The 15,914-nt window shown below is 59.9% G+C and carries 10 protein-coding genes; 7 read left to right on the top strand and 3 right to left on the bottom strand.

Going from position 1 to position 15,914, the window contains the following annotated elements; translation table 11 throughout:
* Positions 1-254 precede the first annotated feature (254 nt).
* From ABIQ96_RS16785 to ABIQ96_RS16795, 3 genes are read left to right on the top strand one after another with little or no spacing between them, the layout of a single operon-like run.
* Positions 255-1,469: a proprotein convertase P-domain-containing protein gene (locus tag ABIQ96_RS16785; protein WP_348215776.1), complete on the top strand. Its 1,215-nt coding sequence runs from the start codon at positions 255-257 to the stop codon at positions 1,467-1,469.
* Positions 1,466-2,605: a hypothetical protein gene (locus ABIQ96_RS16790; RefSeq protein ID WP_348215777.1), complete on the top strand. Its 1,140-nt coding sequence runs from the start codon at positions 1,466-1,468 to the stop codon at positions 2,603-2,605. Before ABIQ96_RS16785 ends, ABIQ96_RS16790 begins: the two co-directional genes overlap by 4 nt.
* Positions 2,606-2,640: 35 nt before the next feature.
* Positions 2,641-5,676 (top strand): UvrD-helicase domain-containing protein, encoded by a 3,036-nt coding sequence (locus ABIQ96_RS16795; protein WP_348215778.1) that lies wholly within the window; start codon positions 2,641-2,643, stop codon positions 5,674-5,676.
* 244 nt (positions 5,677-5,920) lie between these two features.
* On the opposite strand, the gene ABIQ96_RS16800 is transcribed toward ABIQ96_RS16795, so the two are convergent.
* Positions 5,921-6,844: a Calx-beta domain-containing protein gene (locus ABIQ96_RS16800; protein WP_348215779.1), complete on the bottom strand. Its 924-nt coding sequence runs from the start codon at positions 6,842-6,844 to the stop codon at positions 5,921-5,923.
* Between the two features lie 214 nt (positions 6,845-7,058).
* Complete coding sequence (locus ABIQ96_RS16805) at positions 7,059-7,907, bottom strand: sugar phosphate isomerase/epimerase (protein ID WP_348215780.1); 849 nt, start codon at positions 7,905-7,907, stop codon at positions 7,059-7,061.
* Positions 7,908-8,040: 133 nt separating this feature from the next.
* Between ABIQ96_RS16805 and ABIQ96_RS16810 the strand changes: the two genes are divergently transcribed.
* Entirely contained in the window at positions 8,041-9,204 is a 1,164-nt protein-coding gene (locus ABIQ96_RS16810; RefSeq protein ID WP_348215781.1) for a winged helix DNA-binding domain-containing protein, read from the top strand.
* A 110-nt stretch (positions 9,205-9,314) separates the two neighbouring features.
* Here the strand turns inward: ABIQ96_RS16810 and ABIQ96_RS16815 are convergent, their stop codons facing one another.
* Positions 9,315-12,863: a PVC-type heme-binding CxxCH protein gene (locus ABIQ96_RS16815; protein WP_348215782.1), complete on the bottom strand. Its 3,549-nt coding sequence runs from the start codon at positions 12,861-12,863 to the stop codon at positions 9,315-9,317.
* 118 nt (positions 12,864-12,981) lie between these two features.
* On the opposite strand from ABIQ96_RS16815, the gene ABIQ96_RS16820 reads away from it, so the two are divergent.
* From ABIQ96_RS16820 to ABIQ96_RS16830, 3 genes are all read left to right on the top strand, one after another.
* Positions 12,982-13,752: an AraC family transcriptional regulator gene (locus ABIQ96_RS16820; protein ID WP_348215783.1), complete on the top strand. Its 771-nt coding sequence runs from the start codon at positions 12,982-12,984 to the stop codon at positions 13,750-13,752.
* A gap of 136 nt (positions 13,753-13,888) precedes the next feature.
* On the top strand, positions 13,889-14,746 hold the full coding sequence (locus ABIQ96_RS16825; protein ID WP_348215784.1) for a sugar phosphate isomerase/epimerase family protein: 858 nt from the start codon (positions 13,889-13,891) through the stop codon (positions 14,744-14,746).
* Positions 14,747-14,770: 24 nt separating this feature from the next.
* Positions 14,771-15,898 carry a Gfo/Idh/MocA family oxidoreductase gene (locus ABIQ96_RS16830; protein WP_348215785.1) on the top strand — a complete coding sequence of 376 codons (1,128 nt, stop codon included), beginning with the start codon at positions 14,771-14,773 and terminating at the stop codon, positions 15,896-15,898.
* Positions 15,899-15,914: the final 16 nt, after the last annotated feature.

Below are 15,914 nucleotides of genomic sequence, written 5' to 3' on the forward strand. Positions count from 1 at the left end.
CCGGGTGGTGAAAGGATGACTGCGGAAAAAATCGTGGCGCTGGGTTTCAGCCCTCCAGCCTGCCGGGAATCCGCGGATTCAACGCTGATTGAGCCGGCCTCGCGGACCGGGGGCGAGGTGCTCCCAGCAGTGCCCGCGCCTCGATCACCGTTAAAAATCAACGCCCCGCAGCCAGCCATTTCTGCCTGTTTTTGGTTACTTGACACCTAAACTGTAAAGTTTTATTAAAATTTCAGCACTCACCTTTTAAATTGATGAAAAATTCCACCTTGCCCGTGATCGGGATGTTGTTGATTACGGCCAACTTGGGAGAAGCGGGCGACTCCAAGACCAAGACTCCGGTAAAAATCAACCCGCGGCTGGTGAACGAGGAGCCGTATCGATTCAACGGCGTCGTCCTCACCGATGAGTTTCGCGGCAGTGGTTTCTGCGCGTGGAGCGACCGGACGTTTTTCTCGGCGGCGCACGTTGTCTATCATGAGGGATCTTGGGATGCGCCTCCGGTATGGTATTCCCAGGCGAACGCCGCCTCTCTGGACCAGGTGCCGTCGATTCCGAGCCGCGGTTACTACCGCTGGAGCAACTACGCCGAACTGGCGGATGACGAGACAACCGGCCAGACCGAATTCGGCCGCGATGTGATCCTGGCCTACGCGTTTGAAAAAGTCATCACCGGCAAGCCAGCGACGATCAATTTCGCAGGCACCAAGGATCTCCGCGGAGAGGTCAAGACGCTCATCACCGGCTACCCCGCGGACAATCTGTACATCGATGAAAGCATCGACGGCTATTTCATGCACAAGACCGGCCCAGTGGTGAGTCCTTATAAAACCTTCGCCGGCAATGCCCTGACCACGACTCTCGTCAGCACCGGTCATGGCAACAGCGGGGGACCGATTTGGACCAAGGACAAAAATCTCGGCTGGACGGCCGCAGGAGTGCTGGTCGGAGGACTGCCCTCCGAATCCATCGTTTACGCTTTCTCGAAGGACACGAACTCCCTGTTACGGGCCGTGACTCCCGTGATCCAACCGGAGCTGGAATCTCCGGTGGCGATCAAAGGCGTGGAATCCAGCTCCACCTTTTTCCCTTACGAAAGAACCGTGAAAATCCCCGACGGGCGGCAGTCATGGACGAGCTTCCGCATCCCGGTGAACACCTTTCCTAACAAGGCTGCGGTGAAATCCGTGGCGCTTTCGCTGACGATTCTCACCAAACACCGGGGCGATCTCCAGATCGTCCTCGAAGGCCCCGGCGGCTATCAGGCACTCGTCCAAAACGAGCAGGGTGCCGACAAGAACAACTTCATCCTCAAAAGCGCGGACTTCAGCGAAAGCTTCGTAGGCATCGAAGCAAACGGTGCCTGGTTTCTCCGGGTGCAGGACCGCCTGGTGGGTGACATCGCCACCTTCAAATCAGCCTTGTTGGAGATCTCCACCGCAGACGTCGTGGTGCCGCCCACCCCATGACCCTCGCCCGGAAAGGCGTGTTCAGCATGGCGGTGCTGTCGCTCGCCATCATTGCCGCCGTATTCCTAACAAACCGGGGAGAGAAACCGTCCTCCGGTCGAGATCCACATCCTGAAGCGGGCCGGATCCGCCCGCGGTCCGAGAGGCCGAGCCCCGAGCAGGAGCGTTCCGTTAGCCGGGAAGCGGCCCGTCTCCAGGTCCGGAAAGACTGGGACGCCCTTTTGAAATGGATCGGTTCCGTCCCCGCTCCCGGAGCCGAGGAAATCCGGGCGCGCCTAACGGAGATCCGCATTGCTTGGACGGAGTTGGATCCCCAGGACCTCGCCGGGGCGATTCGGGATCTGTTGGAAACCCGGGATGATGCCGCGACCGGGATCGATTTCCAGGTCGGCATCCACGGACTGCTCGCAGGCTGGCCGACCTTGCGCGTTTTCCTGCTGGATGTTCTCGCCACTTCCGATCCGGAAATGGCCATGGCGACCGCCAAAAAACTGCTGGACACGACGGCCTCACCCGACGAGTTCGCCACCGGGCTGCGTTCCCTGACCCGCCAGGGCCCGGGCCGTGCGGATGATGGCGAGCTGCTTGCCAGGTTCGACCAAATGTTAGAGCATGATGGCTGGAGCACGTCGCGTGGATTTGCGGAAGCATTCGACCTCGCGCGTTTGATCGGCACACCGGATGCCGCCCGCCGGCTGGCCGCTTGGCGCGGGAATTCCGCTTTGAGATCCATGGCCATGGATGAGTTCGCCGCCGAACATCCGGAGGCGATGATGGAAGTCATCGACTCGGATCCCACCGTCACCGGCATTTCCCGGGCCAGCCTGATGGCGCGCGCCAATCCCGCGGAACCGGATCAACTCGTATCGGTAGATGCCTACCTCCGGCGCCAGGACCTTTCTAACGAAGAAGCGGAAGCATTCTTGAAATCCTTTCCGCTCCGCAGCGCCACCACCGGCTACCGGCTTTATGGGGCGACACCTTCTCCCTATACTTACGAAGAAATCAAAGCCGGCGACCTCGCAGCCAGCGAACTGGTGGGGAATTGGTCAGCCGATCCAGAGCTGGAAAAATACCGTCCGCAAATCCTTTCGCTGCGGCAACGCCTCTCGAAATGGATTGAACAGGCAAAGTGATAAAATCGAGGTTTCAGAAATCTGAAAATCCGGCCATGCTCGGGCCGACGATGAACATCCTCGCGAAGAACCTGCTGATCCTCGCCTCCGCCGGCTCGGGGAAGACCTTCCAGTTGGGAAACCGTGTCATCGGGCTGGTGGTGAAAGGGGTGGCTCCGGAAAAAATCGTGGCGCTGACTTTCACCCGCAAGGCCGCGGGGGAATTCGCGGACAAGGTGCTGATGACGCTGGCATCGTTGATCCGGGACGAAGCCGCCGCCGCCAAGCTGCGGGAGGAATTCAAGCAGCCGGACGCGGATTTCTCCGAGGCATTGGAAAAGGTGGTGCGCGCCCTACCGCGATTCACGCTCGGGACGATGGACAGCTTTTTCTCGAAAGTGGTCCGGGGATTCCAATACGAGCTCGGCCTAACTGGCGGGAAGTTCGATCTGTTGGAGGGAACCCGCGCCGCTGCCGCGGCCGATGAAATTCTGGGAGGCATCCTCGGCGAGACGCTGGAGGACGGAGGCGGCGACGAGTTCCTGCACGCATTCCGCCGCGCGAGTCTCGGCAAGGAGGAGCAGGGAGTCATCGAGGGCCTGCGGGGTTTCGTGAAAAGCTGGCAAAGCCGCTACCGCTCCGCCGGTGCGGTGGAATGGGGCCCGGATTCGCTCGCCGGGGTCCGTTGGGAGGATTGGGAAAAGCACAAACACGGGCTGATCGCCACCGTGCTGCGCGGACTCGACGGCATCGAATACACGCGGAAGGGCCAGCGGGAGTCGTTGGAAAAAGTGATCGAGTCCTTCGCCAGCCACACCATCGGCAGCGGAAGTCTGGGCAGCCCGACCAGTTTGTTAGCCAGCGTGATGGAGGCGGCGGCCGGCGGCAACGGTCCTCTAACTGTCAAATCCCACAAGGAATTCCTCATCGGCGGACCGGCGGGAGACGCGCTGCGCGATCTGGCCATTCTCGCCGCCCGCTGCGAGCTGGCGGCGGCCCTGCTCAGGACCCGCGCCGTCCGCGAGGTGATTTCCGTCCACGACGCGCGCTGCGAGAAACAACTGCGGCGGCGTGGCTTGTTAGGATTCGACGACGTGAAGATCCTGATGGGCGAGTGGGTGAAAAACGAGGACGCGAGACTGCGGCGCGAGGCGGTGGATTTCCGGCTCGACGCCCGTTACGAGCACTGGCTGCTGGACGAATTCCAGGACACCAGCCGCGCGGACTGGATGGGACTGCGACCGCTGATCGACGAGGCCGCGGGCGATGGAGACGGCTCGATGTTCATCGTCGGCGACGACAAGCAGGCGATCTACGCCTGGCGCGGCGGCGAGGTGGGATTGTTTGACGAGGTGAGGGAACGTTATCGCGGCGGCCTGGAAATCGAAGAGATGGCGGAGTCCTGGCGCTCCTGCCCGGAAGTGTTGTCACTGGTAAACCGTGTCTGCCGCGACACCGCGACGATGCGCGAATTGTTCGGTACCTCCGCGGAACGATGGGACTGCCCGGAACATTTTTCCGCCGCGAAGCTGCTAATACCCGCCAATCGCGGAGAAGCGCGGGTGGAGGTGGTGGACGGAAAATGGGAGGAGCGGCTCGAACGGCTCGGCAGTTTGTTAGGAGAGCTCGGGGTCGGCGAACGGCCGGTGACCTGTGGCGTCCTGGTGCGGAGCAATGCCAAGGTCCGCGAAGTGGCGGACGAGCTGCGGGCGAAGGGATTCGACGTGATCGAGGAAGGACGGCGCGAACCGGCGAAGGACAATCCGGTGGGTATCGCTCTGGGGTATTTATTGAAATGGCTGGCGAATCCGGCGGATGCGTTCGCCCGTGAAGTGGTGGAAATGTCGCCACTGGCTGAAGCGCTTCGGACGAAGTTCGGAGACCATTGGCAGACGGCGTGGGAAGGATTGTTAGGCATGGCTTCGAAATCCGGATTCGCCGCGATGGTGGAAGAAGTGGTCGAACCGCTGTGGGCCGGATGGTCGGACTTCGGCCGCCGTCGCGCGGGCGACGTCATTTCCGCACTCGCCGGGCTGGATGCCGGGGGAGGAGGAACCGCGCAGGAAGCTGCGGACTGGATCGAGCGGTTGGAAGTTTCGCAGAGCCCCGGTGTGGCGGCGGTGCAGGTGATGACGATTCACAAGTCGAAGGGGCTTGGATTCGACATCGTGGTTTTGCCGGATGTTCCTAACGACAGCATTCCCTCGACACAGTTTTTCGATGTGGCGGAAGGCGACGGCTGGATCACCGAAACGCCGCCGAAATGGGCCCGCGATCTGATTCCCGAAATGCGCGAGGCGGAGGACCGGTGGGCCGCCACGCAGCGCTATGAATCGTTCTGCATGCTTTACGTGGCGCTCACGCGCTCGAAGCGCGGGCTGTATGTTCTGTTGGAACCACCGGCCGCCTCGCAGGAAGCGGACAAGCCGTCGCTGGCAAACTGGCTGGCAAGATCCGTCGAGGCGGAAGGCCGGACGGGCGTCGTCTATCAATCGGGCGCGCCCGATTGGATCGAGGACATTGCGCGCGCGCCGCGGGTGAAAACGGATTCCCCGCTACCGGAACTCGCGGCGGGCATTCCACGACGCGGGCGCTCGACACCGAGCGGTGCCAAGAAGAATCGGGCTGTAGCGATCCCCCACTCCGCAGCGGGAATGAAATTCGGGAGCGAGGTGCATGCGGCATTCGAGAACGTCCGCTGGATCGACGAGGAACCCCCGGATCTGCCTGTTAGCGACGCGGGCGGGCTGGTGGCGGAAATCCTGAAAATGCCGGAACTGCGCAAGCATTTCGAGCGGAACGCGAGGCCGGTCGAGTGCTTCCGGGAGCAGGCAATCGACGCGGTGGTCGATGGCTCGTGGCTCAGCGGCGTGATGGATCGGTTGCATCTTCACCGCAACGCGTCGGGAATCGTGGAGCTCGTGGAGGTGATCGATTTCAAAACCGACGGCGTGGTGGATCCCGAAGAGCTCATCGAAAAATACTCCGGCCAGATGAACGCCTACCGCGAGGTGATGCGGCGGGCCTATCCCGATGCGCGGATCGAATGCATCCTGCTTTCGACCGCCTGCCGCCGGGCGCTGGCCGTTTGACGGGTTGCCATAAGTCATTGCCGAAATCCACTTCGGTATGTGCTGCCGGAAAATTGTCCGGAGTTCACGGTTTACCGTGCTCTTCGTGAAGACAAGCTGAAGCTTGAACTCCGTACAGCGAAACGAAGCTCCGCACCGGAAACAAGTTTCGGCAATCGATTTTGGAAATTGGTCCGCTCCACGAAAAAGGCCGGCACCCTTAATGGATGCCGGCCGAGATTTTTCGTTAGACTGAAGTCGAAAATCAGTCGTCGTCAACGATGGTCACCGTGGCGACGCTCTTGGGTCCGAGAACCGCTCCATTGATCGCAAGCGGGGTCAGGGTGATTGTGAACTTGCGATTCTTGTCGTGGATCGCGTTATTCGTGATGGGGATGGAGATGGTTTCCTCCGTGTCTTTGGAATTAAAGGTCACGTTGCCGTTTTGGGCGGTGAAGTCCTTATTGAGGACACTGCTGGCGGTGCCATCGGACGTTTCATAGTGGACTTTGGCCACGCCCTTGAGGTTGCCGTATCTCGTCACCACCACGTCGATCGTGCCAGAGGGGCTGTTTTCGTTGCCGAAAGGAACCTTGGTGAAGAACTGGACCTGGGGAGCGGTGTTGATGATGAACTTGGCACCTTTGTCAAACTTGATGGTTCCGAGCGGAGTCGGATTCGTCGATGTGAAATCGACATCCGTGACGTCCAAATAGACTTCGCCAGATAACTTGGTTCCAGCGATGATCGTCGCCGACAAGGTAACCGCGCCGAGACCGGGGAGTGTCTTATTTCCGGTGTAGGTCTTGTGGAGAACCTCGAAGTCCAACTGGCCGCTCGGGTTGCTATAACTACCGGAAAGCGTGGATCCGCTGCCGGGCTTGAGGTAATTCAAGAAGGTGCTGATCGGAGTTCCTGCGGGGAAAGCCGTGGCAAGCGCACCGGTGCCGGTGCAGGTGCCCACGAGTTTGTAGCTGTAGCCCTTGGATTTCGACAGCACCCAAGTGCCGCTGCTGGCATGGAGTTCGATGCCTTTTCCGAACTCATAGTCATCGCCGTTCTTATCTTTTCCGCCGACGTTCAGTTGGACAGTGGGAGTGGCGAAAGCGCCGACAACGGCGAGACCAAGGGTCGCGACGACGGCTCCGATGCGGGCAAGGCCCGATGTGCGAGGTTCTAGTGTTTTCATAAAGATGACGGATTGGAGGTTGATGATCTGTTTTTACCAAAGCGTGATCCACGAGCTGAAACGCTGCGGAAACACGATGACGGGGGAGTTTTTTTTCAGGAGAACTCGTCATTTCCGAAAAATGAATCCATCCCTGATTCAATGGTCTATTTGCATACCTAAGAACCATATGTCCAACCGCGCCGTCAATCAATTTCAAGGTTCCGGAACGGTCTCACTTCGCCCACTCGCCTTTGGTGAAGACAATGCTTTCCTTGATTTTCGGCACGCTGTCTTTCCAATCGTTCTCATGCTCGATGGAGAAGTGGCCGTTGAATTTCTGCCGCTTCAACTCGGCGATGCACGCCGCCACATCGACGACGCCCTGGCCGGCGGGGACCACCACACCTTTTTCGCCGAACTCGGACTTGTCCTTGAGATGCACGCTGATGATGTGGCCGTCCAGAATGCGCAGGCATTCGATGGGTTTGAGGCCCGACGTGCACCAGTGGCCGAGGTCGGCGCAGGCGCCGATGCGTGGATCGCGGCTTTCGACGACGCCACGGATGTAGAGCGGGTTCCAGACCTTGTATTTGGGATTGGACATCGATCCGCCGTGCTCGTGAAAGGCGACCTTGATGTCGAATTCCTTCACGGCCTTTTCCCACTCGGCGACAAGTTCGGTGGACTCGGTGCAAACGCTGTAGAGGCCCATGGTTTTCGCGAACTCCATGATCTTGTGGATTTCAGCGGCATTTCCGGCAGCCACCACGCCGTAGTTCACCGGGAAAATGCCCTGGCGCTTGCACTCATCGAGCAGCTTCTGAGTGACGGCGTCGCTGGAATTGTGCGAGACCACTTCGCCCGCCGGTGAATCCGGAGTCAGCTTCTGGCCGGGATAGAATTCGATGGTGGTGCCGCCGGCTTCCTTGGTTTTCGAGATCGCCTCGAAAACGCTGAATTCCTTGAAGGAGTAGGCCTGGCATCCAATCGCGAGGCCGTTTACGTAGGCGTCTTTCGGGATGGGAGCGGCAGTGAGATTCGCGACGAAGGCGAGACTGAGCAGAATAGGTAGGCGGATCATGGGGTGGGTTTTACGCGAGCTTCCGCAACGGTATTTCCAAAACAAGGAAAAGATCCCGCGACAGCCATCCACTCGCGGTTTGACGTGCTGTTGGATTTCCCGACATTCGTCTCACCGATACCCACCCCGCCGCGTGTCAGCGAAATCAGTTTCCATCAATCCCGCCCTCGCTCGCCGCATTTGGCTGAGGGCGCAGCGGCTTGACGAGCCCACGCCGTTTGGCTCCGGCCCGGAGGCAACGCGGCGGGCGGTCGAGCATCTGGGCTACGTGCAAATCGACACCATCCACGTCATCGAACGCTGCCATCACCACATCCTGCATTCGCGGATTCCGGACTATCACCGCGAGCATCTGGCGAGCGCTCAGACGGTGGACAAATCGGTGTTCGAATACTGGACGCACGCTCTCAGCTACGTGCCGACGCGTGACCTAACTTATTTCCTCGGCGCGATGAAACGCTACCGCAGCAAAGCGGACACGTGGTTCGATTCCGTAAAACCCGCGGATCTGAAAAAAGTCATTAGCCGGATCAAGGAGCACGGAGCGCTGAGCATCCGGGATTTCGACGATGACGAGCGGGTGGAAAAGGATCACGCGTGGGCCAGTAGCAAGCCGTCCAAGCGGGCGCTGCAACTGGCGTTCTATCGAGGCGAGCTCGCCGTCTCCGCGCGCGCCGGCATGCTCAAGACCTACGATCTGATGGAGCGGCATTTCGATTGGGCGGAAAAACCGAAGCCCGCCACCGCCCGGCAGGTGACGGCCTATCTGTTGGATCGGGCGCTGCGATCGCAGGGCATCGTGAGCATCGACTCGATCTGTCATTTGGATCCGGCTAACAAAAAAGCGGTCTCCGAGCTGATCGACAGCCGGGTGAAACGCAAACAGCTCATCCCCGTCCATCTCGAAGGCATTCCAACCGCACCGCATTGGGCCGAACCAGAAATACTCGATGCCCCACCCGGCGAACCGCCATCGTTCGTCCACATCCTCTCGCCGTTCGACCCGCTCATTATTCAGCGCAAGCGGCTCAGCGCGTTTTTCGGTTACGACCATTTGTTCGAGGCCTACGTCCCCGCCGCCAAGCGCAAGTTCGGCTACTTTGCCCTGCCGGTGCTCGTCGGCGAGCGGATCGTCGCCGCCATCGACCTCAAGGCGGACCGCACCAACCGCAAGCTGCTGGTTCAGAAATGGACGTGGTTGGAGAAAATAACAACGGAGGAACGCACGGCCGTCGACGAAGCACTGCACCGGTTCGAAAGGTTCCAGTTCGCGTCATCCGCAGCATTGGAAAAATGAACCGCGGATGCGCGGTCCCGGGAATCACTCGTCATAAAAACGGCCCGCAGGTGAATCCTGCGGGCCGTTTGTTTGCTGTTAAATTCGAGACAGGGCTGATGGAACCGCGATTACTTCAGCTCAGCAGCGGTCCAGGGCTTGCCGCGGCTCATGAACTTGGCGCGGGTTTGTTTGACGAGATCCTCGCTAACAGATGGAGCATCGTTGGACCAGCTCTGGCGGACGTAGGTGAGGACATCGGCGATTTCCGCGTCCTTGAGATCGGTGTGCGGTGGCATGATGTTTTCGAACTTGAGTCCGGCAACCTCGATGGGGCCTTGTAGACCCAACAAAAGGATGCGGGCCGGGACGGTCGGATCGCCGACGGGCCAACTGGAACCATCAAGCGGAGGGAACGCGCCGGGAACACCTTTGCCATCGGGACCGTGACAGGCGATGCAGGTGCGGCTGTAAACGGCGAGGCCGCGCTCGTGGACGGCGGGGTCGGGCTTGTTCTTCCTGATGATTTCCTTCACGGCGACCGGTGCGGCTCCAAGGGAGGCGACGAGGTTTTTCGAGAAGGAATCGGTGCGGGAAGACAGCGCGGTGGCAACGGCCTGACGGGCGGCGGGATCGGCCTTGGCGGCGAAGTATTTGACCACGGCATCGACGGAACCGCTGACGTCGCCGGAACCCAGCTCGTTCAGATAGAGATCGTCGAACCAAGCGGTGCCGGTGCCGCCGCCATAGCCGCCGAAGAGGCAGTGGACGAGGATTTCGGATTGGTTTCCGCTGTTGAATTCCATACTGAGTTCGGTCCAGTCCTGGGTGCCGCTGATGCCTTTGGTAGCGCTGCCGCCGTGGACGTTGAGCATGGCTCCCTGGCCACCTTTGTTTTCGAGGTTTTCGGTGCGGACCCAGCCACCGAGGCGGTAGCGGGTGTTCGGCTTGACGGGAATCGTCGCACCGGCTCCGGCGTCGGCACGGAACGGCGAGGTGATTTTCAAAGCGGTGCCGCCATTGCGACCACCGGGGGCGATGCTGAGTTCGACGGTGCCGGGCCGATCAACGGCATAAGGACGGAGGCTCCACGGGCCGAGGCCGGTGCCGGTGAATCCGGGGTCGGGCAGGAGGTTGACCGGCACGCTGGAGGTGGCGGAGGCGGTATCCGCAACGGCGGAGAGGATGACTCCTGCGGCATGCTTGCGGGCGGCGATCTGCCAGGCATCGCTGAGCGTCGCATCGGCGAGGATGCTGTCCTTGTTAGCAACCAGGGTGGCGTGGAGTGCCTTGCCGATCGCGTCGGACGGAGCAACGCCGGCGAGGGCTACAAAGGTTTCCGCTAGAAGCCGGGCATCGGGTGCCTTGATGACGCCGCCTTGGATGACGGAATCGGCAAGCGTGTTGTCGGACGGAGCGTTGAGGAGACCGGCGCGGAAGAGACCGCGGTCGCTTGAGGCCAGCGCGGCTTTCACGGTTTCCGCATCGAGCGCGCCGAGGGCCTTGAGGATATACATGGCGTGGACGGCGGCGGTTTTCGAGCTGCTGACCTTGAGGAGTTCCTTCAATTTCGCGGCAGCGGTGGTGGAGCGGGATTCGACAATCAGGCTCTGTGCCTGTATTCTCCAGAACAGGTTGGGATGGCTGAGCCCGGCCAGCAGCGAGTCGAGGTTGGCGGGATCAAGCTTGGGATTAACGTCGTCCTTGGAGCCCTTCGGATAGACACGGTACATGCGGCCCATGGTCTTGTCACGGATCGGGGTTTCGTAGGCGTTGCCCTTGCCGGTCTGGGCGTCGTAACCGGCCGAGTTTTTGTTAGGTGTCGGGTTGTGCTGGATGATGAGGTTGTACCAGTCGCAAATCCAAACGGCTCCGTCGGGACCGGTTTCCGCGTGAACGGGGCCGGACCAGCCGTCGGCGCTGTTATAAAGATTGTTCGGAAGCTGGCGGGAAACGTAGCCCGCGCCTTTCGGCGTGATTTCGAACTGGCCGACGAGTTTTCCGGTGGCTTCGGTGACGAAGGCGATCTTGTCGCGGTAGTTCTCCGGGAAACGGGTGGAGGTGTAAAAGGCATGGCCGGCACCGGCGGTGTAACGGTCAAACTGGTCGACCTGACGGATGTCCATGGAGGACGGGAAATACATCGGGTTGTTGTCGCCGGGCGGGGTCTTCGGCTGTGGCAGGCCGGCACCCTGATAAATTTCCTTGGCGAAGGTGAAATACCATGAGGGGTTGCCGTTGGCGGTGGATCCGAGGATGTCGAAGGCGGAAGTGAAACCGAGGCCCCAAGTGTTGTTGGTGGTATTCTGGAGGAACTCAAGCTTGCTGCCGTCCGGCTTGAAGCGGAAGAAGCCGGAAGAAAACTGGAGTTGCTCGCCGCCGACGGTGCCCTTGAAACCGGAGTAGCCGATGGTCGCATAGATCCAGTTGTCCAAGCCGATGCGGAGGTTGGAAACGCCGGCATGGGTGTCGCCGTTGTTGAAGCCGGTGAAAAGGACCTGGCGGACGTCGGCCACGTTGTCGCCGTTCGTGTCCTTGAGGAACATCATGTCGGGGCCGTTGGTGCAGATCAGGCCGCCATTGACGAAAATCGCCGAGGTCGGAATCGAAAGCTTGTCGGCGAAGAGCGTGAATTTGTCCGCTTTTCCATCGCCATTGGTGTCCTCGCAAAGGTGGATGCGGTCATGGCCGAGATCACCCTTCTGGAGATTGTTAGGATAATCGACGGTCTCGATGACGTAGGCGCGGCCCTTGTAATCCCAAGTGACGTAGATCGGATTAACGATGTCGGGATCGCTGGCAAAGAGAGACAGCTCATAGCCCACGGGGACTTGGGCCAGCTTCATCGACTCGGTGGGTGTGAGTGGCTTCTGACCGCTGGTGATCGTCTTGTGATCGCGGTAGCCAGGGAGAATCATCTCCTCCTGCTCCAGCTTGGGAAGCTTCATGGCGGCGACCTTGGCACGCACTTCGGAGCCAACGCTCCAGAGGATCGCGCGGCGCAGCAAATCATGGAAAGCAGGTTGTTGCCAGCAGCGCATGTCGTGACCGTAAGCCGTGTAGAAAACCTTGCCTTTTCCCTGATCACGAACCCAGGTCCAAGGCTCGTTGTCGCGCAGTTGGAGAACGGTGCGGTCGTCGGTCAGGCGATCATGGACGTAGGTTTCATCCCACGTTTCGAAGCCTTCGTAATCGCGCATGATCGGGTGGTCCTTGGCGGCGATGGTGGTCTTGAAAACGCCGGTGGAGTGGGATTTGAAATGGCCGCCGACCAGTTTCGAAAACGCATCCGTGCCCCCAAAGCACGCGGAGGCGCAGTGGATGGGCAGGAACGCGTGCCCTGCATTGACATAGTCGGTGAGCGCCTTGAACTGGCCGCCATCCATGGCTTCGTTGTCCTTCCAGTTTCCGTAAAACATGACGCCGTCATACTCGTTGAGCACGTCGCTGCGGAGATCCGCGAGGTCTTCGGTGTAGGTGAGATCGATGCCATCCACGCCGAGGGCCTTTTTCAAAACGCGGTAGCGCTCGACCGGGTCATGGCCCGGATGATTGGCCGTGGGTGCGCCGAGAAAGAGGATTTCCACGTGCCGGGCTTCCGCCGTCGGCTGCTTGGTGGTCTGTGCGAGGCCGATGGCCGCTGCCAGGATCCCTAACGGGAGGATTAGAATTTTTTTCATGCGTTGCGACTGCGTGGGTTTGGGAATCAAGTTGCCTGAGGAACGTGGAATCAATCTGCGTTATTTCAAGAACCGACTGCTTGTAAGATTGCGGGTTCTTTGTGTATGATCCCGCCAGATGACTAAAGATGAACATCGCAAGTTCTGGACGGAACACCTTTCTCCCGGGCAATTCCGCCACTTGTTCGACCATCTTCCGGGCACGCTCTTTTTCGCCAAGGATCTCGAAGGACGGCTGATGGCGGGCAACCCGGCGTTCATCGAGCGCTGCGGATTCCACACCGAGGACGAGATCATCGGGATCGAAGACATTTCGATTTTCTCGCCGCGGCTTGCCGAGAAATACCACAAGGACGACGAGCAGGTGATCTCGACCGGCAAACCGCTGTTAGGGATCATCGAGCTCTTTCCCAACGGCGAGGGCAAGCCGGAGTGGTTTGTCACCGACAAGCTGCCGCTCTTCAATTCCGATGGAAAAATTTGCGGGCTGTGCGGAACGGTCCGCAGTTATGAAGCCCAGCGAGCGGCGATGCAGCCCTACCTCGAACTGGCGACGGTGGCGGATCATTTGAAACTCCATTTCCGCGAAAAACTCGACGTCCCGCAGTTGGCGAAAATGGCGCACATGTCCGTGCGGCAGTTCGAGCGGAAATTCCGCGCGACCTTCCAGATGACGCCGCAAGAATACATGATCCGGATGCGGGTCATCGAGGCGTGCGACATGCTGGTCCGCACGAACCAACCGGTGACCACAGTGGCGCTGGATGCGGGATTTTACGACCACAGTGATTTCGCCCGCCAGTTCCGCCGCCACATGGGACAAACGGCGAGCCAATACCGGGTCGAACGGCGTCAGGAAATCCCTGTCCAGCCGCTGAAAATCCATTGATCCCCCGCAAGGGGTCGGCGGAATCTTACACAAGCTCGCCGCGAATCTACAAGCAACGGGAAGGAATTCCGCTACCGTCCTGCAAGTTGCGTGACGAAACCCTCCGTGACGTGAACCCAAAACCCACCTTGATTTCATGACTCCGATTTTTGGCGCCAGCACCTGGCTTTGGACTTCTCCGTTCCGCTCGTCGGATGTGGAATTGTTGAAAACGATCGCCGCGCTTGGGTTCAAGGCGGTGGAGTTGCCAATCGAGGATCCGGCGCTCGTTGATGCGAAAACGCTGCGTCCCATTTTGGAAGATCTCGGCCTAACGGTCCACGTCTGCGGTGCTTTCGGCCCGGGGCGCGATCTCACGAATGCGGATGCCGCGGTTAGAGCTTCGGGACGGGCTTACATCTCCCAGTGCCTCGACATCGCCGCCGACCTTGGTGCGGGATTTCTCGCAGGCCCGATGTATTCGGAAGTCGGAAAAGCCCGCCAGCTTCCCGAGGACGAACGGAAGCGCGAGTGGGATCTCGCGGTTTCCGAGCTGAGGAAAGTTTCCGCCGACGCGGCCGAGCGCGGATTGGCCATCGCACTGGAGCCGATCAACCGCTTTGAAACCGACCTCGTCAACACCACCGCCGACTCGCTGCGGATGATCCGCGACATCGACCACCCGGCGGCGAAGGTGATGATCGACACCTTCCACATGACCATCGAGGAGTCCGACATCGGCGCGGCGATCCGCGCGGCGGGCAAGGATTTGATCCATGTGCAGGTCAGCGAAAATCATCGCGGCGTCACCGGCACGGGGCTCACGCCGTGGACTTCGTTCCGCGACGCGCTGCTCGAAATCGACTATCACGGTTCGATTGTCATCGAATCGTTCACTCCGGACAACCGCGACCTTGCAGGAGCGGTTTGTATCTGGAAACGTTTCACTCCGACGCAGGATGAGTTCGCCTCGCGCGGACTGAAGTTTCTCCAACAGCTTTTCTCCCAGCCCTAATCAAAACCCCAACCAGCAAGAATCATGTCTGATATCAATGTCGCCATCGTCGGTCTCGGCTTCGGAGCCGAGTTCATCCCCATCTATCAGCGCCTTAAGGGCGTGAACCTCTACGCCATCTGCCAGCGGACGCAATCCAAGCTGGACGAAGTCGGCAACAAGTTCGGCATCGAAAAACGCTACACCTCCTACGACGATCTGCTGGCCGATCCGGACGTCCACGCCGTTCACATCAACTCGCCGATTCCCGATCACGGCCAGCAGTCGATCAAGGCACTCAAGGCCGGCAAACATGTCGCCTGCACCGTGCCGATGGCGACCAGTCTTGAGGAGTGCAAGGAGATCATCGACCTCTGCAAGTCCACCGGATTGAAATACATGATGATGGAAACCGTGGTCTACGCCCGCGAATTCCTTTTCATGAAGGAGCTCTATGAAAAGGGCGAACTCGGCAAGGTCCAGTTCCTGCGCGCCACCCACCAGCAGGACATGGAAGGGTGGCCGGGCTACTGGCCGGGCCTGCCGCCGATGTATTACGCGACCCACTGCGTCGGCCCGATCCTCGGCCTGATGGGCAGCCAGGCGGAATACGTTTCCTGCTTCGGCTCCGGCACCATCGCCGAGGAAATGCATGCCTGCTATGGTTCGCCCTTCGCCATCGAAACCTGCCACATCAAGATGAAGGACAGCGACGTCGCCGCCCAGGTCGTGCGCTCGCTGTTCGATGTCGCGCGCCAATACCGCGAGTCCATCGAAGTTTACGGCACGAAGAAATCGGTCGAATGGCCGCTCATCGAGCACGATCCGTTAGTCATTCACACCGCCAAGAAGCCTGAGCCGGAAATCCCGGAGAAAGTGAAATGCCCGGACTTCGCCCACTATCTGCCAGAGGAAATCCAAGCCTTCACGATGGGCGGCGTTTACGGTGGAGACACCGGTGAAGAACACCTTTCGTTTGCTCAAGGCTCCGGCCACGGCGGCAGCCATCCTCACCTAGTCCATCAGTTCGTGAAAATGCTGCAGACCGGCAAGGATTCCTATCCGAACGCCGTCCAGAGCGCGAACATCACCTGCACCGGCATCCTCGCCCACGAGTCCGCGCTCAAGGGCGGTGAAATCGTCCGCCTGCCGGAATGGACGCTCACCGCGTGATCCGCTAACCGACTCA

It is taken from the genome of Luteolibacter sp. (assembly GCF_039920825.1).
Taxonomy (GTDB): Bacteria; Verrucomicrobiota; Verrucomicrobiia; order Verrucomicrobiales; family Akkermansiaceae; genus Luteolibacter.

Bases quoted from the DNA above. Each gene is read 5' to 3' on its own strand.
- ABIQ96_RS16815 (WP_348215782.1), bottom strand. From the start codon at position 12,863: ATGAAAAAAATTCTAATCCTCCCGTTAGGGATCCTGGCAGCGGCCATC.
- ABIQ96_RS16830 (WP_348215785.1), top strand. From the start codon at position 14,771: ATGTCTGATATCAATGTCGCCATCGTCGGTCTCGGCTTCGGAGCCGAG.
- ABIQ96_RS16795 (WP_348215778.1), top strand. From the start codon at position 2,641: ATGCTCGGGCCGACGATGAACATCCTCGCGAAGAACCTGCTGATCCTC.
- ABIQ96_RS16805 (WP_348215780.1), bottom strand. From the start codon at position 7,907: ATGATCCGCCTACCTATTCTGCTCAGTCTCGCCTTCGTCGCGAATCTC.
- ABIQ96_RS16790 (WP_348215777.1), top strand. From the start codon at position 1,466: ATGACCCTCGCCCGGAAAGGCGTGTTCAGCATGGCGGTGCTGTCGCTC.
- ABIQ96_RS16800 (WP_348215779.1), bottom strand. From the start codon at position 6,844: ATGAAAACACTAGAACCTCGCACATCGGGCCTTGCCCGCATCGGAGCC.
- ABIQ96_RS16785 (WP_348215776.1), top strand. From the start codon at position 255: ATGAAAAATTCCACCTTGCCCGTGATCGGGATGTTGTTGATTACGGCC.
- ABIQ96_RS16825 (WP_348215784.1), top strand. From the start codon at position 13,889: ATGACTCCGATTTTTGGCGCCAGCACCTGGCTTTGGACTTCTCCGTTC.
- ABIQ96_RS16820 (WP_348215783.1), top strand. From the start codon at position 12,982: ATGACTAAAGATGAACATCGCAAGTTCTGGACGGAACACCTTTCTCCC.